22 protein-coding genes are annotated in these 23,696 nt (G+C 65.0%); 5 read left to right on the forward strand and 17 right to left on the reverse strand.

Annotated elements, in window-relative coordinates:
* Nucleotides 1-65: 65 nt before the first annotated feature.
* Together GBB18_RS06600 and GBB18_RS06605 are read left to right on the forward strand one after the other, a co-directional pair.
* Nucleotides 66-662: a triacylglycerol lipase gene (locus GBB18_RS06600; protein WP_151641149.1), complete on the forward strand. Its 597-nt coding sequence runs from the start codon at nucleotides 66-68 to the stop codon at nucleotides 660-662.
* Between the two features lie 522 nt (nucleotides 663-1,184).
* The gene (locus GBB18_RS06605; RefSeq protein ID WP_151641150.1) at nucleotides 1,185-2,429 is read left to right on the forward strand and encodes an HNH endonuclease signature motif containing protein; all 1,245 of its coding nucleotides are present in this window, start codon (nucleotides 1,185-1,187) and stop codon (nucleotides 2,427-2,429) included.
* 116 nt (nucleotides 2,430-2,545) lie between these two features.
* Here the strand turns inward: GBB18_RS06605 and guaA are convergent, their stop codons facing one another.
* From guaA to dacB, 14 genes are all read right to left on the reverse strand, one after another.
* Nucleotides 2,546-4,114, reverse strand: a complete 1,569-nt coding sequence (gene guaA, locus GBB18_RS06610) for a glutamine-hydrolyzing GMP synthase (RefSeq protein ID WP_151550005.1) — start codon at nucleotides 4,112-4,114, stop codon at nucleotides 2,546-2,548.
* A gap of 11 nt (nucleotides 4,115-4,125) precedes the next feature.
* Nucleotides 4,126-4,905 (reverse strand): class I SAM-dependent methyltransferase, encoded by a 780-nt coding sequence (locus GBB18_RS06615; protein ID WP_151641151.1) that lies wholly within the window; start codon nucleotides 4,903-4,905, stop codon nucleotides 4,126-4,128.
* Nucleotides 4,889-5,215 carry a cupin domain-containing protein gene (locus GBB18_RS06620; RefSeq protein ID WP_151641152.1) on the reverse strand — a complete coding sequence of 109 codons (327 nt, stop codon included), beginning with the start codon at nucleotides 5,213-5,215 and terminating at the stop codon, nucleotides 4,889-4,891. Before GBB18_RS06620 ends, GBB18_RS06615 begins: the two co-directional genes overlap by 17 nt.
* 64 nt (nucleotides 5,216-5,279) lie before the next feature.
* A complete protein-coding gene (locus GBB18_RS06625) occupies nucleotides 5,280-6,056 on the reverse strand; it encodes a pantoate--beta-alanine ligase (RefSeq protein WP_151550002.1) in 777 nt (258 codons plus the stop codon).
* Entirely contained in the window at nucleotides 6,056-6,874 is an 819-nt protein-coding gene (locus GBB18_RS10655; RefSeq protein WP_192795957.1) for a DUF6779 domain-containing protein, read from the reverse strand. The genes GBB18_RS06625 and GBB18_RS10655 overlap by 1 nt, the downstream gene beginning before the upstream one ends.
* Nucleotides 6,875-6,928: 54 nt before the next feature.
* On the reverse strand, nucleotides 6,929-7,393 hold the full coding sequence (locus tag GBB18_RS06635) for a DUF3180 domain-containing protein (protein WP_151641153.1): 465 nt from the start codon (nucleotides 7,391-7,393) through the stop codon (nucleotides 6,929-6,931).
* Nucleotides 7,390-7,872 carry a 2-amino-4-hydroxy-6-hydroxymethyldihydropteridine diphosphokinase gene (gene folK, locus GBB18_RS10765; RefSeq protein ID WP_151641154.1) on the reverse strand — a complete coding sequence of 161 codons (483 nt, stop codon included), beginning with the start codon at nucleotides 7,870-7,872 and terminating at the stop codon, nucleotides 7,390-7,392. The genes GBB18_RS06635 and folK overlap by 4 nt, the downstream gene beginning before the upstream one ends.
* A gap of 6 nt (nucleotides 7,873-7,878) precedes the next feature.
* Nucleotides 7,879-8,238: a dihydroneopterin aldolase gene (gene folB, locus GBB18_RS10770; protein ID WP_151549999.1), complete on the reverse strand. Its 360-nt coding sequence runs from the start codon at nucleotides 8,236-8,238 to the stop codon at nucleotides 7,879-7,881.
* On the reverse strand, nucleotides 8,238-9,089 hold the full coding sequence (gene folP, locus GBB18_RS06650; RefSeq protein WP_151641155.1) for a dihydropteroate synthase: 852 nt from the start codon (nucleotides 9,087-9,089) through the stop codon (nucleotides 8,238-8,240). Before folP ends, folB begins: the two co-directional genes overlap by 1 nt.
* Nucleotides 9,090-9,099: 10 nt before the next feature.
* Nucleotides 9,100-9,678 carry a GTP cyclohydrolase I FolE gene (gene folE / locus GBB18_RS06655; protein ID WP_151549997.1) on the reverse strand — a complete coding sequence of 193 codons (579 nt, stop codon included), beginning with the start codon at nucleotides 9,676-9,678 and terminating at the stop codon, nucleotides 9,100-9,102.
* 6 nt (nucleotides 9,679-9,684) lie between these two features.
* Nucleotides 9,685-11,985 carry an ATP-dependent zinc metalloprotease FtsH gene (ftsH, locus tag GBB18_RS06660; RefSeq protein ID WP_151641156.1) on the reverse strand — a complete coding sequence of 767 codons (2,301 nt, stop codon included), beginning with the start codon at nucleotides 11,983-11,985 and terminating at the stop codon, nucleotides 9,685-9,687.
* Nucleotides 11,986-12,000: 15 nt separating this feature from the next.
* Entirely contained in the window at nucleotides 12,001-12,585 is a 585-nt protein-coding gene (gene hpt / locus GBB18_RS06665; RefSeq protein WP_151549995.1) for a hypoxanthine phosphoribosyltransferase, read from the reverse strand.
* Between the two features lie 19 nt (nucleotides 12,586-12,604).
* The gene (tilS, locus tag GBB18_RS06670) at nucleotides 12,605-13,546 is read right to left on the reverse strand and encodes a tRNA lysidine(34) synthetase TilS (protein ID WP_151641157.1); all 942 of its coding nucleotides are present in this window, start codon (nucleotides 13,544-13,546) and stop codon (nucleotides 12,605-12,607) included.
* A gap of 3 nt (nucleotides 13,547-13,549) precedes the next feature.
* Nucleotides 13,550-14,836, reverse strand: coding sequence for a D-alanyl-D-alanine carboxypeptidase/D-alanyl-D-alanine-endopeptidase (gene dacB, locus GBB18_RS06675; RefSeq protein ID WP_151641158.1), 1,287 nt, complete (start codon nucleotides 14,834-14,836; stop codon nucleotides 13,550-13,552).
* A gap of 147 nt (nucleotides 14,837-14,983) precedes the next feature.
* Between dacB and GBB18_RS06680 the strand changes: the two genes are divergently transcribed.
* The 3 genes from GBB18_RS06680 to GBB18_RS06690 all read left to right on the forward strand — a co-directional run bounded on the left by GBB18_RS06680 (nucleotide 14,984) and on the right by GBB18_RS06690 (nucleotide 19,956).
* Nucleotides 14,984-15,460 (forward strand): inorganic diphosphatase, encoded by a 477-nt coding sequence (locus GBB18_RS06680; RefSeq protein WP_151549992.1) that lies wholly within the window; start codon nucleotides 14,984-14,986, stop codon nucleotides 15,458-15,460.
* Between the two features lie 147 nt (nucleotides 15,461-15,607).
* Nucleotides 15,608-16,063 carry a MarR family winged helix-turn-helix transcriptional regulator gene (locus GBB18_RS06685; protein ID WP_151549991.1) on the forward strand — a complete coding sequence of 152 codons (456 nt, stop codon included), beginning with the start codon at nucleotides 15,608-15,610 and terminating at the stop codon, nucleotides 16,061-16,063.
* Nucleotides 16,064-16,122: 59 nt separating this feature from the next.
* Nucleotides 16,123-19,956, forward strand: a complete 3,834-nt coding sequence (locus tag GBB18_RS06690) for a Pls/PosA family non-ribosomal peptide synthetase (protein ID WP_370513265.1) — start codon at nucleotides 16,123-16,125, stop codon at nucleotides 19,954-19,956.
* A gap of 74 nt (nucleotides 19,957-20,030) precedes the next feature.
* On the opposite strand, the gene ppk2 is transcribed toward GBB18_RS06690, so the two are convergent.
* From ppk2 to groL, 3 genes are all read right to left on the reverse strand, one after another.
* Nucleotides 20,031-20,936 (reverse strand): polyphosphate kinase 2, encoded by a 906-nt coding sequence (gene ppk2, locus GBB18_RS06695; RefSeq protein WP_151530189.1) that lies wholly within the window; start codon nucleotides 20,934-20,936, stop codon nucleotides 20,031-20,033.
* Between the two features lie 10 nt (nucleotides 20,937-20,946).
* Nucleotides 20,947-21,780 (reverse strand): DUF2520 domain-containing protein, encoded by an 834-nt coding sequence (locus GBB18_RS06700; RefSeq protein ID WP_151641160.1) that lies wholly within the window; start codon nucleotides 21,778-21,780, stop codon nucleotides 20,947-20,949.
* Between the two features lie 82 nt (nucleotides 21,781-21,862).
* A complete protein-coding gene (groL, locus tag GBB18_RS06705) occupies nucleotides 21,863-23,509 on the reverse strand; it encodes a chaperonin GroEL (RefSeq protein ID WP_151549988.1) in 1,647 nt (548 codons plus the stop codon).
* Between the last annotated feature and the right edge of the window lie 187 nt (nucleotides 23,510-23,696).

A 23,696-nucleotide genomic window follows, 5' to 3' on the forward strand; every position in this document is an offset into this window, starting at 1 on the left:
AACCCCTCCACAGGACATTCCCATTTCATTTGCCCGCAGCGGGGGTGAGAGCACATGCTTAAGGCATGCTTCGACATCTGATTCCGCGGCGCGGGCGCCTCCCTGAGCTGCACAGCACGGGCCGTCCCGTGGTGCTTCTGCATGGCACGCTCAGCTCGCCCGGCAACTTCGCCGACCTCGCCGCCGCGCTCGATGCCCGCGGCCGCCGCGTGATCGTCCCCGAGTATGGTCGCCGTGGCACCACATCGCTCATGGAGTGCGTCGACGAGGTGCGCAGTACGCTTATCGACGCCCACTCGCAGCTCGACATCATCGGGCATTCCCTCGGCGGGCTGGTGGGGCTCCTCGCCGCCGATTGCCCCGAGCTGCGGGGACGCATTGGCCAAATCATTGGCCTCGGGGCCTGCTGGCGCGGAGTGCCGCCGCAGCCGCGGTGGAGCCAAGCCATCATCGCCCGCCTCCTCGGACGCAGCTTCGTTGACATCATGCAGCCCTTCTCGCCCGTGGTCCCCGCTGGGGTAGAGGTGGTGTCCATAATCAGCACTCGTGACACAACCGTGCCGGAGTATTCCTCGCGGCTCGGGCGCGTGGTCGAACTACCTGCGGTGCACCATGCACGGCTTCCCGACCAGGTCGAGGCTGTATGTAAGGTGCTGCGCTAATCGGAGCGCGCGCCAGCCTCGTGGACTCCGCCCTCAGTATTCAGCAGCTGCCGGCCGCCCGGCGCGACAGCTACACCTCCCACCCGCTTTTCTGCCCTGCACTATGAGATTGTGCAGGGTAGCGTCGACAAGCTTGCTGCCGCGACTGCCGTGGGAATGGATCTGAGCGTGATGTGACACCCGCTTCCCGACGCCGCGGACCAGGAATTCCTCTCCCCTTTCGAGCCGCAGCGGCTGGTGTTAGGCAGCGACGGAGAGTGCGCACAATAGCGGTTACTGTTCGAATAGGCTGGTGTGTGCGTTTATGCTGTGTGCGCCCTGTTTTAGGGCGTTGTTTTCCCTTTTTTAACTAGAACGCGTGTTCGAATAAGTGCAATGCAGTGTCCAGCGTGGATGACATACTAAGGCCACCAAAACCACCACCCGACACAAGGACAGCACATGATAGATCCCACAGCGTTTCCCCTCCCCGACGATCAGCACTACCGAAGCATCTTTGGCTATAGCTCAGTGAGACAACGGATGGCCGATGGGTCCCGGCGCTTCTGCCACGAACGCCACTGGGAGGCTGATTCCCCGCTGAGCACCGAACTGGGGCTGAGCGAGTTCGACCCCCTGGCCGAGAATGCTCGCCGCATCCGCTTCGCCCTGCATTTACTGCGACAGTACGAAGTCGATGAGGAGCACTACGACGCCTTCTGCTCCCACATGGCGAAACGCTTTAGCTGCACCGACGGCTATATTCTCAAACACCTCGACCTCGCGCGGACGCTCAGACGATTCCCCTTAGTCGCCGCCTTTCTCAACTCCCGGCCAGTATTCAACGACGCGCATCTGTGGGCCTTTACCTACGCGGTCGAGGCCATAGAGGATGAGTTCATCGCGGAATTCGAGGTGCGCTTTCTGGACCGGATACTCCCCCGCGTCGACCACCAAGCCCTCAAAGGCCCCTACTGGCTGAGCTCGCGTATCGCGGAGATACTGCGCATAATCGACCCGCCGGCCGCAGAAGCAGATGAGCCTGATCCCCAGCGAGAGGAGCGCGAGTGGGTAGACATCAACCACAATCCGCTGAGCAACACAGTGACCATCACCGCCAACCTGGACGCCCATCGCGGCACTCTCGTCGCCGAAGCCATCACTAAGGCGGCGACGCACGGGCGCACCCGCGCCGATGGGCTGCTCGGGCTCATCCTCAACACCATCGACCTCGACGTGGTCATGCACGTCTACGGGGATTGGTTCAACAAGGGCGCCTGGACCCCCACCACCGGCTGGCTGGGGGATCTGGCCACGGAGGAGATCCTCAACTGGATCACACACCTCCAGCTGCTCTCCGATTCGGAGAAACCCGGCTACCAGCCCACCGAGGCGCAGCGGCATGAAGTCATCGCCCGCTATGGGTGCTGCAACCACCCCGGCTGTGCCGTCCCCGCGAATCGCTGCGAGATCGACCACATCGCCGAATGGCAGGAGGGTGACATGACGGCCACATGGAACCTGCAGCCACTATGCAAGCGCCACCACAACATGAAGACCCTCGGCGAATACACCGTCACGGTCGATCCGCAGGGCACCACCACCTGGCGCTCTAAGAGTGGCGAGATCTCCTGCTCCGTCGCAGAGGGCGTCTCCGCCAAGATGCGCCGCATCAGCCTGGACGACCGAATGACGAATCGCAAAAAGGCCAAGCGCGATAAGAATGAGCGCGTCATGGCCGCCACCGGCACCGTTCCCTTCGACCGGAACGAACCCGCCCCCTTCTAGGCCTGACACACCCTAAAAACTGAATAGAGAACACGAAAACCGCCCCCTTCACTGCGGAAGGAAGCGGCTCGTGGCGCTGAGCACAGGCGTGATCATCCCGAAGGACGATGAGCCCGTTACTCCCACTCGATAGTTCCTGGGGGCTTGGAGGTGACGTCCAAGACCACGCGGTTGACGTCCTCCACCTCGTTGGTGATGCGGGTGGAGATCTTCTCCAGCACGTCATAGGGCAGGCGGGTCCAGTCCGCGGTCATAGCGTCCTCGGAGCTGACCGGTCGCAACACGATCGGGTGGCCATAGGTGCGGCCATCGCCCTGCACGCCCACCGAGCGAACATCGGCCAGCAGCACCACGGGGCACTGCCAGATCTCAGCGTCAAGACCGGCTGCGGTGAGCTCGGTGCGGGCAATGAGATCCGCCTTGCGGAGAGTCTCGAGGCGATCCTCGGTGACCTCACCGATAATGCGGATGCCCAAGCCGGGGCCGGGGAAGGGCTGGCGGCCCACGATCTCCTCGGGCAGGCCCAGCTCGCGGCCCACCGCGCGCACCTCGTCCTTGAACAGCAGGCGCAGCGGCTCGACGAGCTGGAACTCCACGTCATCGGGCAAACCGCCCACGTTGTGGTGGCTCTTAATATTGGCGGTGCCGGAACCTCCGCCAGACTCCACCACATCCGGGTACAGGGTGCCCTGCACGAGGAAGTCCACGCTGGAGCCCTCGGGGGCATCCTCCAGCACACCGGCGACGGCGCGCTCGAAGGAACGGATGAACTCGTGGCCGATGGCCTTGCGCTTATCTTCCGGATCGGTGAGGCCCTTGAGCTTGCCCAGGAAGGCATCGGCCTCGTGCGCGGTCACCAGTTTGGCGCCGGTAGCGGCCACGAAGTCCTGCTCTACCTGCTCACGCTCCCCGGCGCGCAAAAGCCCGTGGTCTACGAACACGCAGGTGAGGCGATCGCCGATGGCGCGCTGCACGAGCGCGGCGGCGACGGCGGAGTCCACGCCGCCGGAGAGGCCGCAAATCGCGCGGCCCTGCTCGCCCACTTGTTCACGGACGGCGTCGATGAGCTCGGTGGCGATGTTCTCGGCGGTCCAGTTCTGCTCCAGCCCAGCGATCTCCGTGAGGAAGCGTTCGAGCACTTCCTGGCCATGCGGCGAGTGCATGACTTCGGGGTGATATTGCACGCCGGCCATGCGCTTATCGACGTTCTCAAATGCGGCAACCGGCGCACCGGCGGTAGTGGCGGTGACGGCGAAACCCGCAGGGGCCTCGGTCACGGCATCGCCGTGGCTCATCCACACCTTGTGGGTGGGTTCGAGCCCAGCGTGAAGCACGCCCTCGGTGGCAGTGAGATCGGTGCGGCCATACTCGCGGGCGCCAGTGGCTGCCACGGTGCCGCCCAGGCTGGCGGTCATGTACTGGAAGCCATAGCAGATGCCGAAGATCGGCAGGCCGAGCTCAAAGATGTCGGAATCGAGCCGCGGTGCTCCTTCGGCGTACACCGAGGAGGGCCCACCGGAGAGAATCAATGCGGCCGGGTTCTTGGCCTTGATCTCTTCAGCCGTGGCTGTGTGGGGCACCACCTCGGAATAAATATTCGCCTCGCGCACGCGGCGCGCAATTAACTGTGCATACTGGGCGCCGAAATCGACGACCACAACAGGATGAGAATTCGCTTGCGTCACAAATGCTTAGCCTAGCAGCCTTTGCGTGCCACGAAAGCCACCGCCGAGAGCTGCTCACGGTGTCGCCGAAATACCGAGCGCATCTGCATAATACGGCGCCGCGCAGTGGGGTTACGGAGGACGCGGTAGAAGAAGCGTAGCGCCCCACCAAGTCCTTCATCGGCGATGATGCGGGAGGGCTCCAAGAGCCGCATGGGGCTGGTGTCGGTAGCAACTACCTCGAAGCCGGCCTCCTCCAGCAGCTGCTGCCATTCCTCAGCCGGTAGTGGGCGCGCACCCACCTTGATGCTGCGCGAAATCTCCCGCGACACCTCGGTGGCATTGTCGCCCGAGACGGCGAGCTCGTGGATCGCATAGCGGCCACCGGGGGCAAGGAGACGATAGGTTCGCTCCATGACTGCCTTTTTATCCTCGGTGCTGAGCATGGTGAGCATGGCCTCCCCCACCACCAGATCGGCGGAGCCATCGGGCAGCTCGTGGGAGCGGGCATCTGCCACCACCTGCTCGGCCTCGGGGTGGCCGCGCAGCACCTCGGCCAGCTGGGCGCTGCCCGCGGGATTAGGGTCCACGCCGCGGTAACTGCGAGGATGTGTCGCCAGCAGTATCTCGGCGGTGCGCCCCACTCCGGGCCCGAGCTCCACAATGCGGTCGGAGGAGGTGGGCTGCGCGGCCTCGATGAGGCGGGTGGTCAGCTCGATACCTCCGGGGCGCAGCACGCGCTTGCCCATGCTGGCCAGCAGCCAGTGCCCTTGCAGGTATTTTTCGGCGGGCCCTTTACGTGGCATTGACATCCACCATCACGAGGCTCATATGTGAGGGTTCGAGGGCCTCGAGGGCGTGGCGCTCATTGGGGGCGAGATAGATCACGTCGCCGGGGTGCATCTCGTGCTCCTCGCCGGCAACGGTGAAGCTCAGGCGGCCGTCGAGAAGCTGCACGACGACGGCGCGGGGAGAGGCGTGCTCGGTGAGGACCTGGCCGGCGTCGAAGCTGAAGACGACAGTGCGCAGGTGCTCGTTATTGACGAGGACGCGGGAGGTGGTGGCTTCGCGGGCGATGGGAAGATCGCTCAGCACGCCAAGGGCGACGGTGGAGGAATCCATGGGTAACTCCTAGAAAGAGGAAGGTGAATATACCCTTATAGATTTTACACCGATTTTTCCGTGTTTAGTCCTCGCTGAGGTTCTTAAACCCGATGCCGACGGGCACGCCGACATTATCGATGAGCCGCACCCCGTCAATAGTGGCGGCCACGAGCAGGCGGGCCTCGCCGCGCTCGGGGGCTGGGCCGAAGGTGCGGGCATCGCGCAGCTCCACATACTCCACGTCCATCCCCGAGAGAATCTCGCGGGCGGTGGCGAGCACCGCTGCGGCGCCCTCCTCGGCGCGGTGCGTGGCAGCCAGCAGGGCCGCAGACAGCACCGTGGCCCGATCAACCTGCTCCGCAGACAGCTCGGCCAGGGCGGGCTGCAGAGCCACGCCCGCAGCGGAACGAGTCGGCGGCACCCCGCGCACCGCGGTGGCGAAACCATACTCGGAGATCAGGCGTTGGGTGAGCAGCATGAACTCAAAATCGCGTTCGCTGAGCACCACCTGATGCGGATTCACCAGCACCAGCAGGCGAAGCATCGCAGACAGGCGCGCTTCCAGCGGCTCAAGACTCGGGGCATCGAGGCGCACGCTCAGCGCCGGCGGGGCCAGCTCGGCGGCGAGGGCATCCACGCCCAGCTCGCGGGCATGCTCTTCGGGGCAGTCCCCCACTACCACCACAACGGCACGCGGCACCGTGCGCGCGGCACGCACCAAGGCCACATGCTGTGGCGCCCAAGACTCACTCAGCGGCACGAGCACGACGGGGCGGCCCGTTTTACGCATAGCGGAAGCGAAGGTGCGCAGCATCTCGGGGGAATCGATCACCCGTGCTGCACCAGGTTCAAAAGCCATTATTTATTGAAATTCTTCAGCAGATCAGCTACAGACACCGACCCGCTGCGCTCATCGGCGCGGCGGCGGCCATGGTGCGAGGGCTCCGGCTCCGGCTCGGGGGCAGGGGCCCACACGGGCTCGGGCTCCGGTGCGGGCTCAGGTTTGGGTTCCGGTTCTGGTTCGGGCTCCCACAGCGGCTCGGGCTCCGGCTCCGGCTCCGGCTCGGGCTCCGGTTCCGGTTCCGGTGCAGGCTCGGGCTCCGGGGTCTCCTCGACGCGATCGAACACGGTGGTCTCCGCATCAAAGGGCGAAGAGCTGCGGGGCTGCTCCGGCTGCGGATCCCAGCGGATACTGGAAGCCTCCTCGATCTCGTGAATGCGCTCGGCGGCGGCGCTGAGCGTGGTCGGCTCGTAGTAGACCTGACCAGTTAGCCGCTCCAGCTGCTCGCGCACGATATCGAGCTGCTCCCGCATAATGGCGATGTTCTCGTCGCGCTCCTCGCGGAGGGCCTCGAGATAATCCTGTTCGATCTCCAGCTGCTCGGCGCGGTGATCGGCGCGCTCGCGCTCCAACTTCTCCTCATAAAGATCCCGCTGCACGTTTAGCGCCGCAGTCGCCTCCTCAACCTGGTTGCGATAGCGGAACACAAGGAAAAAGCCCAACACCGCGGCCCAGAGAGCGGCGAGCACCGCGAGCTTCATCATCGCGTCATTGTTCATGAACAACATGAGCAAGCTGGCGGCAAGTGCCAGCACCACCAACACGATCAGCGCGATCTGGCCTTTGTCACTTTGTTCGGCGTGCTGCTGTTCTTCAGGAGGGGTCGGGGAGCTCATGAGTCCTTAATCTACCTAAAACTACCTTCTCGTGGGCTGAGCCCGCGCGGCACGTCAGGCGGGTTCTCCATCTGCTGAGGGCGGCACGCTGCATCCACGCTCGAGATATATTCCCGCGGCGGCCAAAGCCACGCCCGCCGCGGCGGAGGTCACGACCCCCGGCAGATCATTCTGGGCGGCGGTGAGCGTGGCGGCCTTGGGCACCACGAACGTGGCCATGCCCACATACCAGCCGCCCACAATCGCGCCGGTCCACGCCGACGCCTTCGCCACCACCAGCCACAGGGCCGCGGTGGTGGGGTTGAGCTGGGATCGGTCCATGCCGATATTGCTGTGATCGACGTTCTCGCGCACCCTTCTGCCCAAAACCACGCAGATCAACGCCATCGCCCAGAGCGTCACCGAAGCCGCGGCCGAGACGGTCACCAAGGAGCCATAGCGCCCCCAGGTCAGGATCACCCCGGCGAGCGCGGTGAAGCCGCCGGCAGCCAGCAGCAAAGAAATGCGGGTGCGTTTCATGCGATCACCTTATCGATCGGAGTAATGGCGGCGCGGTCGGCGGCTGGGAGAGCGTCGATAAGCGCGCTCACGGAGCTACCGCCGAGGACGGCGTCGGGAGCGATCTCGTGCCATGGAATGAGCACAAAGCCGCGCTGATGGGCATAAGGATGCGGGACCGTGAGCACGGGATCTGTGCTGCTGAAGCCCTCGATGTCCACGATGTCTACGTCCAGGGTGCGCGGGCCCCAGCGGCGCAGGCGCACCCGCTCGGCGCGGGCCTCAAGTTCCTGGCCGCGGGCGAGCAGCTCCCGCGGGGAGGACTCGGTGTCCACGATGAGCACCGCGTTGAGAAAGTCCGGCTGATCCTCCACACCCCAGGGCGGGGTGGCGTAAAGCGAGGAGCAGGCCACCAGCTCCTCCTCGAACTCGTGAAGGACGCTGGCCAGATGCTGTCGGGAAGCGCCCGTGTTCGAGCCGATCGAGATCACCGCACGCATAGCCACCTACTTCCTCCGAGAGCGACGAGCCACCACGGCCACATCGCGGAAGGGCAGATCGATGGGGGCCTCGGGTTTATGGATGCGCACCTCGATGGCATGCAACTGCGGGAAGGTGTCCATGGCGCGCTCGGCAATCGTGGAGGCCACCGTCTCGATGAGATCGGCGGGCGGGCCGGTGAGCACGGCGTGGGCCAGCTCGGCGAGCTCGCCATAGTGCACGGTGCCGGCGAGCTTGTCCTCACGGGGAAAGTTCAACCAACAGGTGATATCGGCGATGAAGCGCTGGCCCTCGCGCTTCTCGAAGTCGAAGACCCCGTGATAGCCGGTGGCCTCCAACCCAGTGAGTTCAATGCGATCAGCCACTAGCCCTCCTCCACATCGCTGGGGTGATTCCACAACTGGGCCACATCCACGGCATCGCGCGATACCGCCACATCGTGCACGCGAATACACCACGCGCCCTGCTGCGCGGCGATCGCGGTGACGGCGGCCGTGGCCGGATCCGGCGCGGATTCGAGGCCGCGCCCCACGCGAATGGCAGTGAGGAAGCGCTTACGGGAAGCCCCCACCAGCACGGGGAACTCGCCGGAGGTAAACACATCTAGGTTGTGCAACAGCTGCCAGTTATCCAAGGCGGTTTTAGCGAAACCCAGTCCCGGATCTACCGTGATGTTCTCCGGCCGTATCCCAGCGTCGATGGCGGCGGTGGTGAGCTCGGCGAGAGCGCGGCGCACGTCCTCCACCACGCTGCCCGGGGTGTGCGCGGCGCCGGAGGCATTGCCGAAGGTCGCGGCCTTCCAGTGCATGAGGCACACCGGCAGGTTTGTCTCGGCCATCACGGCGCGCATCTCCGGATCGGCGAGACCGCCGGAGACATCATTAATCAGATCCACCCCTGCCGCTGCGGCGGCCGCGGCCACGCTGGCACGCATGGTATCCACGGAGGTCTTAATCCCCGCAGCGTGCAGAGCCGCGATCACCGGCACCACCCGCTCACGTTCCAGCACGGGATCCACCCGCGTGGCGCCGGGGCGGGTGGATTCCCCGCCGACGTCGATGATGTCCGCGCCCTCAGCCACGAGCCGGCGGGCGTGCTGCACCGCCACCTCGGGGTCGAGATACTTGCCGCCATCCGAGAAGGAATCCTCGGTGACGTTCACGATGCCCATCACCGTGGAACGGTGCGGGTGACGAAGGGAAGCGAGGGTGGTCATGACAGTATTCCTAGCATCCGCGGATCAGGCTGAGGACTTCGGCGCGCGAGGCGGCGGAGCGTTGGAAACCGCCACGCACCGCCGAGGTAGTGGTCATGGCACCGGGCTTACGGATACCGCGCATCCCCATGCACATGTGCTCGCACTCGATCACCACGATCACCGAGTGCGCGCCCAGCTTCTGCACGAGGGCATCGGCCACCTGGGTGGTCAGCCGCTCCTGCACCTGCGGGCGCTTGGCATAAAGATCCACCAGCCGGGCCAGCTTGGACAGGCCGGTGACGGCGCCACTGGCACCTGGGATATAGCCGATGTGGGCGCGCCCATAGAAGGGCACGAGATGATGCTCGCACATCGAATAGATAGGAATATCGCGCACCAGCACCAGCTCTCGGTGCCCCTCATCAAAGGTGGTGTTTAGCACGTCGGCGGGATCCTCGCGCAGCCCGGCGAAGATCTCCTCATAGGCGCGCGCCACCCGGCCTGGGGTGGCAGCGAGGCCCTCACGATCCGGGTCTTCACCGATAGCGATCAGGATCTCGCGCACCGCACGCTCAATGCGGTCGGCATCAAACTCGTGCTCGCTCATCGCTTATTACTCCTGCGCCCGGTGGCTGCCGTTATAGTGCTCGTCCTCATCGGGGCGCTCACGCTCCGGCAGACGGAAACCAATGACCTCGGTGTTCTCGCCGTAGTTTTCCACGCCCGGGTGCTGCTTCTGCGGGTCCGGCTGCTGCTCTGGTTGCTGCTGCGGCTGCTGTTGCTGCGGCCACCCCGGCACGGTCCAGCCCTTCGGCGGCGGGGTGCCGTAGTTGGGGGTGGAGCCGGACTTCGGAGTCCACGGGCCCTGTTCGGGGGCGACGGGAGAAAGCTCCTGCTGGCGCTTGGCCATCTCCGCTTCACGACGCGCCCTCGCTGCCTTCGACGCCTCGAGGAGAGAGAACGGCCGCGGCGGTTCCTCACCGCGCTCGATGGCCTCCTCCACGGGGGTCTTCACCGGTTCGCGGTCGAGCTGAGCTGGGAAGTCGATGTCCTCGGAGGGGAAGACCTCTTCCACCCCGCGGGGCTCGATATCGGTGAACAAGGCCTCCAGATCGGGGCGGCGCAGGGTTTCCTTCTGCAGCAGCTTATAGGCCAGGGCATCGAGGGTGTCGCGGTGCTCGCGCAGGATGCGGTAGCTCGTCTCGTGCGCCTTGCGCAGCAGATAGCGCACCTCGTCGTCGATGGTGGCGGCCACCTTCTCGGAGTATTCGATTGAGCCGCCGCGGCCCATGCCGGCGAAGGGATCGCCCTGTTCCTCCCCGTATTTCACGAGGCCAAGCTCAGGAGACATGCCGTACTCGGTCACCATGGCCCGGGCGATCTTGGTGGCCTGCTCAATATCGGAGGACGCGCCCGTGGTGGGGGCACCAAAGACGAGTTCCTCGGCGGAGCGCCCACCCATGGCGAAGACGAGCCGAGCGAATAGCTCCTTGCGGTTGTACATGCCCTTATCGTCTTCTTGGGCCGTCATGGCATGACCGCCGGTGCGGCCGCGCGCCAGGATGGTCACCTTGTACACCCGCTCAATATCCTTCAGCGCCCACGCGGAGAGAGTGTGGCCGCCCTCGTGATAGGCGGTGACCTTCTTCTCCTGCTCGGAGATCACCTTGGAGGATCGTCGCGGGCCGCCGATCACGCGATCGGTGGCCTCCTCGAGGGCATCGGCGGTGATCACGCTGCCGCCCACACGCGCGGTGAGCAGGGCGGCCTCGTTGAGCACATTGGCTAGGTCCGCGCCGGACATACCGGCGGTGCGCTTGGCCAGCGCCTTGAGATCAGCATCGGGGGCGAAGGGCTTGCCCTTGGCGTGAACCTCGAGGATCTTCTCGCGGCCCTTCAAGTCTGGATTGGTCACCGGGATCTGGCGGTCGAAGCGCCCCGGACGCAGCAGGGCCGGGTCCAAGATATCGGGGCGGTTGGTGGCGGCCATGAGGATCACGCCCTGGCGGTCGCCGAAGCCGTCCATCTCTACCAACAACTGGTTGAGGGTCTGCTCGCGCTCATCGTGGCCGCCGCCCATGCCGGCGCCGCGCTGGCGGCCGACGGCGTCGATCTCATCGACGAAGATGATGCAGGGGCTATTCTCCTTGGCCTGTTTGAACAGGTCACGAACGCGCGAGGCGCCCACGCCCACGAACATCTCCACGAAGTCGGAGCCGGAAATGGAGTAGAACGGAACCCCGGCCTCGCCGGCGACGGCGCGAGCCAGCAGGGTTTTACCAGTACCGGGCGGGCCGTAGAGCAGCACGCCGCGGGGAATCTTTGCCCCCAGCTTCTCGTAGATGCTGGGATCCTGCAGAAAATCCTTGATTTCGTGGAGCTCATCCACAGCCTCATCCGCACCGGCCACATCCTCGAAGGTGTTGGTGGGCATGTCCTTGGTGAGTTCCTTGGCCTTGGAGCCACCGAAACCGAAGGGACCCATGCCGCCACCCTGCATGCGGCTGAAGAAGAACATGATGAGGGCAAAGATGAGCAACAGCGGCAGCATCATCGTCAGCATCGAACCGATGAAGGAATCCCGCGTGACCTTAGTGGTGAATTTTTCCGGCTCGGCCTTGGTGACGCGATCGAAGATCTCCGGAGCGGTGCGGGCCGGGTACTGGGTTTGGACCTTCTCCACGCCCTCGGTTTTGTCCACGGAGATGGGTTCTTTCAGCTCGATGAGTACCCGCTGTTCGCGGTCATCGATACGCACCTCTTTGGCGTTCTTGTCAGTGAGCTGGGTGAGCGCCACGGAGGTGTCTACCTCGCGGTAGGAGCGGGTATCGTCAGTGAGCTGCACGATGAGGAACAGCCCCACCAGCACAACCGCAGCGATGAGCCCGATATTGAGGATCTTTTTGTTCTTCATATGAGGTCTTTGAGTTTAGTCCTTATACACGCGTTCTTTGAGCAAACCGATATACGGCAGATCGCGATAGCGCTCGGCATAGTCGAGGCCATAGCCAACAACGAACGCATTGATGATGTCAAAGCCGACGTCGAGAAGCTCCACCTTGGCGGACACAGCTTCCGGCTTGCGCAAAAGCGTGACCACCTTGAGGGAGGCGGGCTGGCGGTTGCTGAGGTTCTTCATCAACCACGAGAGGGTGAGCCCGGAGTCGATGATGTCCTCCACGATGAGCACGTGCTTGCCGGCGATATCGCGGTCCAGATCCTTGAGGATGCGCACCACGCCGGAGGAGGACACAGAGTTGCCATAGGAGGAGACCGCCATGAACTCCATCTGCGCGGGAATGGAGAGCTCGCGGGAGAAATCGGTGATGAAATACACCGCGCCCTTGAGCACGCACACCAGCACGAGGTCATCCTCAATGTCGGCATACTCCTTGCTCACCATGTCGGCGAGCTCTCGGATGCGTGCTTGCAGGGTGTTTTCGTCAATGATCACGTCTTCGATGTCGTCGTGATACTTGCCCGCGGGAACGGCGATGTCCTTGGCAGATTCCATGATGGTTCCTAGCTGCTAATTAGGGGGATTCGTCCATGACGAGTGTGCCACTTTTTCGGCGCACGACCAATCGTAGCCCCTCCGATGTTTTCCCCACCGCTACCCCACCTTGGCCATGCCAATCCACCAAGAGCGCATCGACGGCGTCAATGATCGCCGCTGAGACGGCTGCATCGTGCTGGCGCAAGAACGCAATAATGGCCCGCACTCGCAGCGGGCGCGGCTCGGTGGCCAGCGCCACGCTCACCCCCTCGGCGTCGATCTCGGGCACCTGAGTAGCAAGAAAGTCCGCATCCTCGCGCACGGTGGCGGCGGCCTGGGCGAGGGCAGGCGCCACATCCGAGCCGGTGATCTCAGCCAAGAGCGGCAGCACCGCAGAGCGGATCGCTACTCGACGCAGCCCCGTATCCGCATTCTGCGGATCCTGCCACGGGGATAAGCCCAGCTCCGCGCAGGCGCCCTCGGTATCGGCACGGCGCAGGCCGAGAAAGGGTCTGTGTACGTGGCGATCCCGCGCCGCCATGCCCGTCACCCGGCCGCGCAGTGCAGACAGCAGCAGCGTCTCGGCTTGATCATCGAGGGTGTGGGCCACCCACAGCGGCCAGGAATCGGCGTGCTGCTGCAGGGCGGCATAGCGGGCCCGCCGGGCTGCGGCCTCCAGCCCACCGGCGCGGATATCCACCGTGACGGGCACCACCACGGCACTCGCCCCCATGCGGCGGGCGGTGGCTGCGGCACGTTCTGCCACCTCGCGGGAGCCGGGCTGCAGCTGATGGTCCACGCAGATCGCACGCACCTGCACCCCCTCGGCGACGGCGGCCGCCACGAGAGCGAGGGAGTCCGGCCCGCCCGAGAGGCCGATGGCCGCCACAGGGGTGGTGAAGGCACGGACGTGACGTCGACAAGCAAGAAAGTGCGGACTGCGCCGCGGCAGGGGAATCTCGCCGATGTGGGTAGGCATGGGCTAGAAGGAACGGATCGAGGAGGCAATCTCATCCATCCCAGCGCGCGCCGGCAGGACGGAGGCATCATTGCAGATGAACGCGAAAGCATAGCTATGGCCATTCTTGGCGGGGATAAGCCCCGCGAGCGCCGCGGTATCGGTGAGCGTGCCCGTCTTGGCGCGCACCCAGCCCTCGCCGGGGCTACCACCGAAACGGGAGCTGAGACTTCCCTCGCCGCCGGCCACCGGCAAGGTATCCAGCAGGGGGCGCAGCACTGGGTCGCTGGCCACCGCGGTGAGCACCCGCGCGAAGGCAGCCGTGGAGATGGCGTTCTGTTGGGACAGACCGGAATTGTCCACCATATCCATACCGCTGGTGTCGATACCGTGCTCCGCCAGCACCGCCAGAGTGGCGTCGCGGGAGCCATCCTGGGTGGCGGGATAGCCGGTGTGCACCGCCACCTCCCGGCCAAAGGCTTCGGCCATCACATTGTCCGAATGCACCATCATGGTGTGCAGCCGCACCGCCAGCGGCTCGGAGCTCACGCTCGCCAAGGTCGGGCCGGTGGCCTCCGCGGTGCCCACAAACTCCACGCCCAGCTTCTCCGCCAAGGCGTGGGCCACATCCTCCGCCGGGGTGGTGGAGCGCGGCACATCGCCAGAGTCGGCCCCCATGCGGGCGCCATTGAGCATCATCGGCTGCATGGGCGCGATATAGCCGCCACCAATATCGCTCTTATTCCACTTCGAACTGAATTCCTCCTCCGGCCACACGGAGGTGTCCATGGCCACGGCCTCCACCGGAACCCCGGAGAGCTGCGCGGCGAGTTGGTCGAGCATGGCGTCATTGAGCATCACATCGCCCGCGGCCTTGAGCACCACGGTGCCCTCGCCAGCGTCGTGAACGGTGGTGCTGAGCCGATCATCCTCGCCCAGCGCGATGAGCGCGGCCGCGGCAGTGAGCAGCTTGGTGGCGGAGGCCGGTCGCATCTGCTCATCGGGGTTGAGCGACCACACCTGCTCGCCCGTGGTGGTATCGGTGAGCACCCCGGCGAAAGAGCCCAGGCGCGGATCGCTGGCCAGCTCGGCCACCTGGGCGCCCAGCTGCCCATTGTCTACCTCGGTACTCGGCTCGGCGGCGCGGAAACTTCCCGTCACGGCGTGCGCGCTCACCACCTCGGGGTGGCTGAGACCGCGCTCGGTCACATAGGCATCGATGCCCACCCCAGCGATGGAGCCCACCGCGGCGCCGGCCACAACGATGGAGGTGACCCACCACGTCTTAGAACTCTTCGCCTTCGCAGACATCTCTTCCCTTTAACTCCTATGCGCACTCTTATCCGCCGCACGTACCCGAGCGATTATAGGCCACGCTACGATAGGAGCAGACCCTCCAGAGGGTCGCAGTATGAACAACCCGAACGTTTCCAGCCGAAAGGGGCTGCAGCTCACACCATGTCTGTTGAAGTAACCATCGAGATTCCCAAGGGCTCCCGCAATAAGTACGAGGTGGACCACGAGTCCGGCAAGGTGTACCTAGACCGCTACCTGTTCACCCCGATGGCCTACCCCTTGGACTATGGGTTCATTGACCACACCCTGGGCGAGGATGGCGACCCCATGGACGCGCTGGTGATCCTGCCCGAGCCCGTATTCCCCGGCGTGATCGTGGAAGCCCGCCCCGTCGGCGTATTCAAGATGACCGATGAGGCCGGCGGCGATGACAAGCTGCTCTGCGTGATCGACGATGTCCGCTGGGACGACATCCAGGATATCGAGGATGTGCCGCAGTCCCTGCGCGAGGAGATCGAGCACTTCTTCGTGCACTACAAGGATCTCGAGCCCAATAAGGAAGTTCAGGGCTCCGGCTGGGGCAACAAGGCCGAGGCCGAGAAGATCCTGCAGGACTCCGTGGAACGCTACGGCAAGTAGAGCATTCTTGTATGACAGATGTGATCTGTCTAGGATCAGGTATGAGGAGTCGGTTCCTCCCTTCGAAGTGGAGATCGAAGGGGGCGGGCCGGCTCCTTTTTGCTGCTATGCGCCCTTTTTTAGGTTCGGTTGGCTACACTTGTGGCTATGGCCATACATCCTGACCTCCCCCAGATGTTGCTTGAATCCCCCTCTTTTCAATTAGAACGGCTCCGCAGACGCACCCGCGACGAGGTCGAGGCGGCGCTGCAGGAAGAAAACACCAACCTGCGGGAGTACTGGGTATTGTGCTGTCTCGCCACGGCGAGCGCCTCCAGCCAGTCCAAGCTCTGCGACATCCTCTCCATGGACGCCTCCGATATGGTGCGGCTCATCGACGCCCTCGAAGAAAAGAAGTGGGTGAAGCGCGAGCGCGATAAACAGGATCGCCGCCGCCAGATCGTCACCACCACCAAGAAGGGCACTAAGGCCCGCGATCACCTCGCCGAGATCATGGCTGCAGCCGAGGATCGCGCCTTGGACGAATCCACGAATAAGCAGCTCAAGCACCTCCGCAAACTGGCCAAGGCCATCATGGCCGCCGAGGCCTCCGACGAGGACTAATCGGCGTGCTGCTGCCCCAATATAGTGCCCGTGTGCGCGCCCCCGAGGCGCGCACACTTATTGATATCCTCAGCGCCACCGCCGCCGCCCATCCGCAGGCTGCCGCTATCGACGACGGCACCGTGCTCACCTATGCCGAGCTCATGACCGAGGTGCGCGCCACCGCCGAGCAGCTACAAGCTCTCGGTATTGGCCGCGGCGCCAGGGTGGGCATCCAGATGGCGTCGGGAAGCGCCCAGCTCTATGTGGCCATTCTGGGCACGCTGCTGGCCGGCGCGGCCTACGTACCGGTGGACGCCGATGATCCCGCCGAGCGTGCCGCGCTGGTCTTTGGCGAGGCGCATATCGATGCGCTTATCGACGCCGCGGGCCTGCGACTCGTCACACCGCTGCCACAGGCCTATCCGCCCGGCCCGCCCACCGTGGACGATGATGCGTGGATCATTTTCACCTCCGGCTCCACCGGCACCCCGAAGGGGGTGGCCGTGACGCATCGCAGCGCCGCCGCCTTCGTGGACGCCGAGGCCCGCTGGTTCCTTGTGGACTCCCCGGGCGGCCCGCTCGGCCCCGAGGACCGCGTGCTGGCTGGACTCTCGGTGGCCTTCGACGCCTCCTGCGAGGAAATGTGGCTGGCCTTCGGGCACGGCGCCTGCCTCGTGCCGGCCCCGCGCTCGCTGGTGCGCTCCGGAATGGACCTCGGGCCGTGGCTGATTCGCCGCGGCATCACCGTGGTTTCCACCGTGCCGACCCTCGCGGGGCTGTGGCCGGATGAGGCTTTAGATAATGTGCGCCTGCTCATCGTCGGCGGCGAAGCCTGCTCCCAGGAGCTCATCGAGCGGCTCGCCACCCCGCAGCGCGAAATGTGGAATACCTATGGCCCCACCGAAGCGACGGTGGTGGCCTGCGGCACCCAGCTCCAACCCGGCCGGCCCGTGAGTATCGGGCTGCCGCTGGATGGCTGGGATCTGGCGGTGGTCGATAGCGCCGGCGAGCCGGTGGCTGTCGGCGAGGTAGGCGAGCTCATCATCGGCGGTGTGGGGCTGGCTCGGTATCTCGACCCAGCCAAGGACGCCGAAAAATACGCCCCGCTGCCCGCCCTCGGCTGGGAGCGGGCCTATGCCTCCGGCGATCACGTGCGCCTAGAAGAAGACGGCCTGTATTTTGTGGGCCGTATAGACGATCAGGTGAAAATCGGCGGCCGCCGCATCGAACTCGGCGAAGTGGATGCGGGGCTATCCAGCGTGGAGAATGTGCGCTCCTCCACGGTGGTGGTGCAAAAAACCGGCGGCGGTGATTCCGTGCTGGTGGGCTATGTCTCCCTCGACGATCCCGCCGCCGGATTCGATATGGCGCGGGCACAGCAACGGCTCGCCGAGCTCATGCCCGCCGCGCTGGTGCCCAGAATGCATGTGATGGAGGAGCTGCCCGTCACCACCGCCGGCAAGGTAGACAAGCGCGCCCTGCCTTGGCCACTGCCGAGCGCCACCGTGCATAGCGAGGGCATGAGCGAGACCGAGCGCTGGCTCGCCACCGTGTGGGTAGACGTGCTCGGCGTGGCCGTGGACGGGCCGCAGGCGGACTTCTTCTCCTTAGGCGGCACCTCGCTTGCCGCCGCCACCCTAGTGGGCCGAATCCGTGAACGCATCCCCACCATGTCCGTGCGGGATCTCTATGACCGGCCGCGCCTCGGGGCGCTCGCCGATTATCTCGACAGCCTCGGCACCCCGGTGCCGGAGGACACCAGCTCCCGGCGCGCCTGCGCCCCGGTGTCTCGCCGCAGCCGCCTAGCCCAAGAGCTCATTCAGATCCCGGTGATGGCGCTGCGGGCCGCCCAGTGGGTGAGCTGGCTCTTCATTATCAATACCCTCCTCTCCCTCCCGAGCGGGACGCCGCTGGTGGACTGGGCGGTGCCGGTGCCCTGGCAGCTATCGCTGCTGTGCGCGCTGGTCTTTCTCACTCCGCTGGGACGGCTGCCGCTTGCGGCCGGCATCATTCGGCTGCTCACCCGCGGCATCACGGCCGGGGACTATCCGCGCGGCGGGAGTGTGCACCTGCGCATCTGGGCGGCGGAACGGGTAGCGGATGTCTGTGGCGCCCGATCGATCTCCTCGGCGGCGTTCACGGTGAGCTTCGCCCGCATGCTGGGCGCCCGCGTGGGCAAGGGCGTGAACCTGCACACCCCCGCCCCCGTCACGGGGCTGCTGCGCCTCGGCGATTTTTGCTGTGTGGAGCCGGAGGTAGAGCTATCCGGCTATTGGCTCGATGGCGATACCCTGCACGTGGGCCCGGTGCGCATCGACGCCTATGCCAGGGTGGGCGCCCGTTCGGTGCTGCTGCCGGGCACCCGCATCGCCGAAGGCGCCCAGGTGGAGCCGGGATCGTGTGTGACCGGCGATAAGAAGGTGAAGAAGTGGTCCCGCTGGGCGGGCTCGCCGGCCCGAAAGGTGGGCAAGCCGAAGGATGACTTCCCGGATTCGCCGCCGCCGCGCAATGCCCGCTGGGTGCCGGTGTACTATCTCACCTCCCTACTCCTTGGACTCGTGCCCATCCTGGCCCTGTCTGGTGGTGCGACCGTGGTGGCAGGCGCTACCCAACTCGCGCCTGGCTCTGTCTCCACCGTGCTGATGGCCCTCGCCGCCGCCCCGCTGGGGGCACTGGTGGCATTTGCCGCCCTGACCGTGGAGATCTGGGTGCTGGTACGCGCGCTCCAGCTCGGTTTAACACCCGGGGTGGTGCCGGTGCGCTCGGTGGGCGGCTGGCGGGCGTGGACCATCCACCGACTCATGGATGATGCCCGCCACTATCTCTTTCCGCTCTATGCCGCGCAGCTCACCCCCGTGTGGCTGCGCAGTCTCGGCGCCCGCATCGGCACTGATGCCGAGGTATCCACCGCCGTGATGATCCCCGCCCTCACCGAGGTGCGCGATGGCGCCTTCCTCGCCGATGACACCTCCATCGCCAGCTATGAACTCGGCCGCGGCTGGCTGTATGTGGATCGCTGCAAGGTGGGCAAGAGAAGCTTCCTCGGCAACTCCAGTGTGACCGGGCCCGGCCGGAAGCTAAGCAAGAACTCCCTGGTGGCGGTGTTGTCCTCCACGCCGAAGAAGCCGAAGGCAGGATCCAATTGGTGGGGCTCCCCGCCCGAGCGCATGCGCCGCGTCGAGGCCTGCGCCGGCGGGGGCACGACCGTGACCTATGATCCACCCACCTCGCTCAAAGCGCGCCGCGGTGTCGTGGAAACCCTGCGGCTATTAGCCCCGATGACCTCGGCGACACTCGCGGTGGCAGTGGCGGCGGCGCTGCAGGCCCTGCTGCTCGCGCTGGGCCCGGGCGCTGCGGTGGTGCTCGTTCTCTGCGGCGGGCTGCTACTCATGGCCGCCGGGGCGGTGGCCATGGCGGTGACCGCGGCGATGAAATGGCTGTGCGTGCGCGCCATCCGCGCCGAGGACCATCCCTTGTGGAGCCGCTTTGTGTGGCTCAACGAGCTGCAAGACGCCTTCGTGGAAACAGTGGCGGCGCCGTGGATTCTCACCCACGCTCTCGGCACGGGAACGCTCTCGCTGTGCCTGCGCAGCCTCGGGGCGGATATTGGCCGCGGCGCGTGGATCGAGTCCTATTGGTTCCCCGAGGCGGATCTCTGCCATGTGGGGGCCGGAGCCACTGTGGGACCGGGCACCGTGGTGCAGACCCACCTCTTCCAAGACCGGGTGATGAGCCTCGATACCGTCAGCATTGGCGACGGGGCCACCTTGGGGGCGCACTCCGTGGCGCTGCCCGCCAGCACGATCGGCGAAGGCACCACCGTGGGTCCAGCCTCGCTGGTGATGCGCGGCGATCAGGTGCCGCCCCATTCCCGCTGGCAGGGCAATCCGATCGAACCGCAGACCCGCTGAGCCGGCCCTCGAGAAACACTCGAGAAACGCCACAGGCGCCACCGACAGGTGGCGCCTGGTGTCGTGAATAGGGGTTAGTCCCCGATCTGATCGCGGCCGCGACGCACGATCAGCGGATCGGGCTCGCCCACCAGCTCGTGATCCTTGCCGGTGTATTCGAACTTGCTCAGCACATAGCGCATGGCGTTGATGCGGGCGCGCTTTTTGTCATTGGACTTAATGGTGATCCACGGCGACTCATCGGTGTCCGTGTAACGGAATTGCTCCTCCTTGGCGCGGGTGTAATCATCCCACTTATCCAAAGATGCGAGGTCCATCGGCGAGAGCTTCCACTGGCGCACGGGATCGACCTGGCGAATCGCGAAGCGGGTGCGCTGCTCCTTCTGGGTCACGGAGAACCACAGCTTGGTCAGGGAAATACCGGAGCCCATGATCATGTTCTCCAGCATGGGCACCTCGCGGAGGAACTCGGCGTGCTGCGCCTCGGTGCAGAAGCCCATCACGCGCTCCACACCGGAGCGGTTGTACCAGGAGCGGTCGAAGAATACGATCTCGCCGGCGCACGGGAAGTGCTCGATATAACGCTGGAAATACCAGGAGGTGGACTCGCGCGGCGAGGGCTTCTCTAAGGCCACAGTGCGGGCACCGCGGGGGTTGAGGTGCTCATTAAAACGCTTAATCGTGCCGCCCTTACCAGCGGCGTCGCGGCCTTCGAAAAGAATGATGTGCGCCTGGCCGGTGTCCTTAGTCCAGTTCTGCCACTTCAAGAGCTCGATCTGGAGAGCGCGCTTGACGTGCTCGTACTCATCGCGGCTCATCCGGTCGTCATAGGGATAGTTCTCAAACCACGTATCCACCGGGCTGCCATCGGGCTTAACGAGTACCGGATCATCCTCATCCGAGTCATCAACGTAATAACCCTCGGTTGCCGCAAGGTCGATGACGGGCAGCTCTTCATCCTTCTTTTTCTTGTCAGCCATACCAATCAGTCTAGTCCCGAGATCGCTGCTGCGTTGGACAAAAGCGGAAATCCTTTTCTTCGCTTGTCGACGCCGCCTCGAGCACCTCCCACACCGCTGCCGGAGCGCTCTGCGCCGCGAGCGCCCGGGTTAAGGCCACATAGCTGTCACGGGCTGGACCAGCGCCGATGGCAGCCAACTGGCGCTCTACGGTGGCGGCATCCGCAGGGGCGGCGGGCACGAATGCTCCCTTGAGCGCGAGGCTCATGCTCTGTTGCACAAGCGGCTCGCTGAGCAGCTGCGCGCCCCGAGTCGAGGGGGCATCCATACACTGCTCGAGAAGCTCGGCGGTCTGGGCAGCGATCGCCGCCGCATGGTGGGAGCCGTGGGTCATGGCGGCGGCGTAGAGTTCCCGCTGCTGCTCGGCGATGGCGATGGCATGGCCATTCATCTCGGTGATGAGGAGTTCCGCGACGGTAGCGGCGAGCTCATCGCGCGTACTCACACCCCAGCCGCAGCCATCGAGGCGCGCCGCAGCGGCGGTGGTATCGGTGAGGATCATGGCGGGATGAGCGGCGATGGTCAGCGCGCCGCGCTCGGCCAGCGGCTGCAGCACCCCTACCCCGTGGCTGGCGGCGGTGTGCAGCACGATCTGCCGCGGCTGCACGTGTGGCAGGAGCTCGGCCACCGCCGCCTCTAGGTCGCTATCGGCAACGTCGAGCACCAGCAGCTGGGCGTTCTCCGCCGCCGTGGCGGGGGCGGCCGTGTAATCGACGCGGTGGCCGACGGCGGCGAGCTTCTCCCCGATGGCTGTGCCCACTGCTCCCGCGGACACAATGGATACCCTCATGCGTGGTGCGTTCATGATTGCCGATGCTAGCGCACAGCACACAAGCCCCAGACCCGTGCGGGATCTGAGGCTTGTTAGTGCGTGTGAGCGGTGATGCTTACATCATGCCGCCCATGCCACCCATGGCGTCGGCGTCCGGCATACCGGAGCCAGCGGGCTGCGGCTTGTCGGCCACGACGGCCTCGGTGGTGAGGAACAGAGCCGCGATGGAGGCAGCGTTCTGCAGCGCAGAGCGGGTGACCTTCACCGGGTCATTGATGCCGGCCTCCATGAGGTTCTGGTACTCGCCGGTAGCGGCGTTCAGGCCCTCGCCGACGGGCAGGTTGGAGACCTTATCGGCCACCACGCCCGGCTCCAGGCCGGCGTTCTCGGCGATCTGCTTCAGCGGAGCGGAGAGTGCGGCGCGCACGATCTTCACGCCGATAGCCTCGTCGCCGCTGAGGTCCAGGTCGGAGTCCAGCACGTGGGCGGCCTGCAGCAGGGCCACGCCACCGCCGGCAACGATGCCCTCTTCCACGGCAGCCTTGGCGTTGCGCACGGCATCCTCGATGCGGTGCTTGCGCTCCTTGAGCTCCACCTCGGTGGCGGCGCCGACCTTGATCACTGCCACGCCACCGGCCAGCTTGGCCAGGCGCTCCTGCAGCTTCTCGCGGTCGTACTCGGAGTCGGAGTTCTCGATCTCGGCGCGAATCTGGTTGACGCGACCCTCGATCTGCTCGGCGGAACCGGCACCCTCAACGATGGTGGTCTCGTCCTTGGTCACCACAACCTTGCGGGCGGTACCCAGCAGCGGGATGTCGGCGGTCTCGAGGGAGAGGCCGACCTCCTCGGAGATGACCTGGCCGCCGGTGAGGATAGCCATATCCTGCAGCATGGCCTTGCGGCGATCGCCGAAGCCCGGGGCCTTCACGGCGACGGACTTGAAGGTGCCGCGGATCTTGTTCACCACGAGGGTGGACAGGGCCTCGCCCTCGACATCCTCGGAGATGATGAGCAGCGGCTTGCCGGACTGCATGACCTTCTCCAGCAGCGGCAGCAGATCCTTGATATTGGAGATCTTGCCGGAGACCAGCAGGATGTAGGGATCCTCGAGGACGGCTTCCTGGCGCTCCATGTCGGTAGCGAAGTAGCCGGAGATGTAGCCCTTATCAAAGCGCATACCCTCGGTGACGTCGAGATCCACACCGAAGGTGTTGGACTCCTCGACGGTGATGACGGATTCCTTGTTCAGCTTGCCGCCGCCGACGGCGTACATAGCCTCGGCGATCTTGGCGCCAATAGCGGGGTCCGCAGCGGAGATGCCGGCGGTCGCGGCGATCTGCTCTTGGGTTTCTACTTCCTTAGCACCCTCGAGCAGCTTTTCGGTCACGGCCTTCACGGCGCTCTCGATACCGCGCTTGATGCCCATGGGGTTGGAACCAGCGGCGACGTTACGCAGACCCTCGGAGACGAGAGCCTGGGCCAGCACGGTAGCGGTGGTGGTACCGTCACCGGCGACATCGTCAGTCTTCTTCGCAACTTCCTTGACCAGCTCGGCGCCGATCTTCTCATAAGGCTCTTCGAGCTCGATCTCGCGCGCGATGGACACGCCGTCATTGGTAATGGTCGGCGCACCCCAGCTCTTCTCCAGAACCACGTTGCGGCCCTTGGGGCCGAGGGTCACCTTCACGGCGTCAGCCAAGGTGTTCAGGCCCTTTTCTAGGCCACGGCGTGCTTCCTCATCAAAAGCGATGATCTTTGCCATGTTGTTTTAGTGCTCCTTATATACAAGTTAAGGGACGACACTCAAGCGTCGATATCGGCGGGCGCCCGCGACGGCTGCAGTTGGTGAGTGTTGGTGATGCCAACTTCACCCGCGTTTATCGTTGTTTCTTTTGTTCTAGGCTGGCACTCGAAATGTCCAAGTGCTAAGACCTGTTTTAGCACTCTAC

The sequence above is a fragment of the Corynebacterium sp. 11A genome (genome assembly GCF_008930935.1).
GTDB classification, from domain to species: Bacteria; Actinomycetota; Actinomycetes; order Mycobacteriales; family Mycobacteriaceae; genus Corynebacterium; species Corynebacterium megadyptis.

Coding starts and splice junctions, on each gene's coding strand:
- GBB18_RS06600 (WP_151641149.1), top strand. CDS start 66: ATGCTTCGACATCTGATTCCGCGGCGCGGGCGCCTCCCTGAGCTGCAC.
- GBB18_RS06605 (WP_151641150.1), top strand. CDS start 1,185: ATGGCCGATGGGTCCCGGCGCTTCTGCCACGAACGCCACTGGGAGGCT.
- GBB18_RS06615 (WP_151641151.1), bottom strand. CDS start 4,905: ATGTCAATGCCACGTAAAGGGCCCGCCGAAAAATACCTGCAAGGGCAC.
- GBB18_RS06620 (WP_151641152.1), bottom strand. CDS start 5,215: ATGGATTCCTCCACCGTCGCCCTTGGCGTGCTGAGCGATCTTCCCATC.
- GBB18_RS06625 (WP_151550002.1), bottom strand. CDS start 6,056: ATGGCTTTTGAACCTGGTGCAGCACGGGTGATCGATTCCCCCGAGATG.
- GBB18_RS10655 (WP_192795957.1), bottom strand. CDS start 6,874: ATGAGCTCCCCGACCCCTCCTGAAGAACAGCAGCACGCCGAACAAAGT.
- GBB18_RS06635 (WP_151641153.1), bottom strand. CDS start 7,393: ATGAAACGCACCCGCATTTCTTTGCTGCTGGCTGCCGGCGGCTTCACC.
- folK (WP_151641154.1), bottom strand. CDS start 7,872: ATGCGTGCGGTGATCTCGATCGGCTCGAACACGGGCGCTTCCCGACAG.
- folP (WP_151641155.1), bottom strand. CDS start 9,089: ATGACCACCCTCGCTTCCCTTCGTCACCCGCACCGTTCCACGGTGATG.
- folE (WP_151549997.1), bottom strand. CDS start 9,678: ATGAGCGAGCACGAGTTTGATGCCGACCGCATTGAGCGTGCGGTGCGC.
- ftsH (WP_151641156.1), bottom strand. CDS start 11,985: ATGAAGAACAAAAAGATCCTCAATATCGGGCTCATCGCTGCGGTTGTG.
- hpt (WP_151549995.1), bottom strand. CDS start 12,585: ATGGAATCTGCCAAGGACATCGCCGTTCCCGCGGGCAAGTATCACGAC.
- tilS (WP_151641157.1), bottom strand. CDS start 13,546: ATGCCTACCCACATCGGCGAGATTCCCCTGCCGCGGCGCAGTCCGCAC.
- dacB (WP_151641158.1), bottom strand. CDS start 14,836: ATGTCTGCGAAGGCGAAGAGTTCTAAGACGTGGTGGGTCACCTCCATC.
- GBB18_RS06680 (WP_151549992.1), top strand. CDS start 14,984: ATGTCTGTTGAAGTAACCATCGAGATTCCCAAGGGCTCCCGCAATAAG.
- GBB18_RS06685 (WP_151549991.1), top strand. CDS start 15,608: ATGGCCATACATCCTGACCTCCCCCAGATGTTGCTTGAATCCCCCTCT.
- ppk2 (WP_151530189.1), bottom strand. CDS start 20,936: ATGGCTGACAAGAAAAAGAAGGATGAAGAGCTGCCCGTCATCGACCTT.
- GBB18_RS06700 (WP_151641160.1), bottom strand. CDS start 21,780: ATGAACGCACCACGCATGAGGGTATCCATTGTGTCCGCGGGAGCAGTG.
- groL (WP_151549988.1), bottom strand. CDS start 23,509: ATGGCAAAGATCATCGCTTTTGATGAGGAAGCACGCCGTGGCCTAGAA.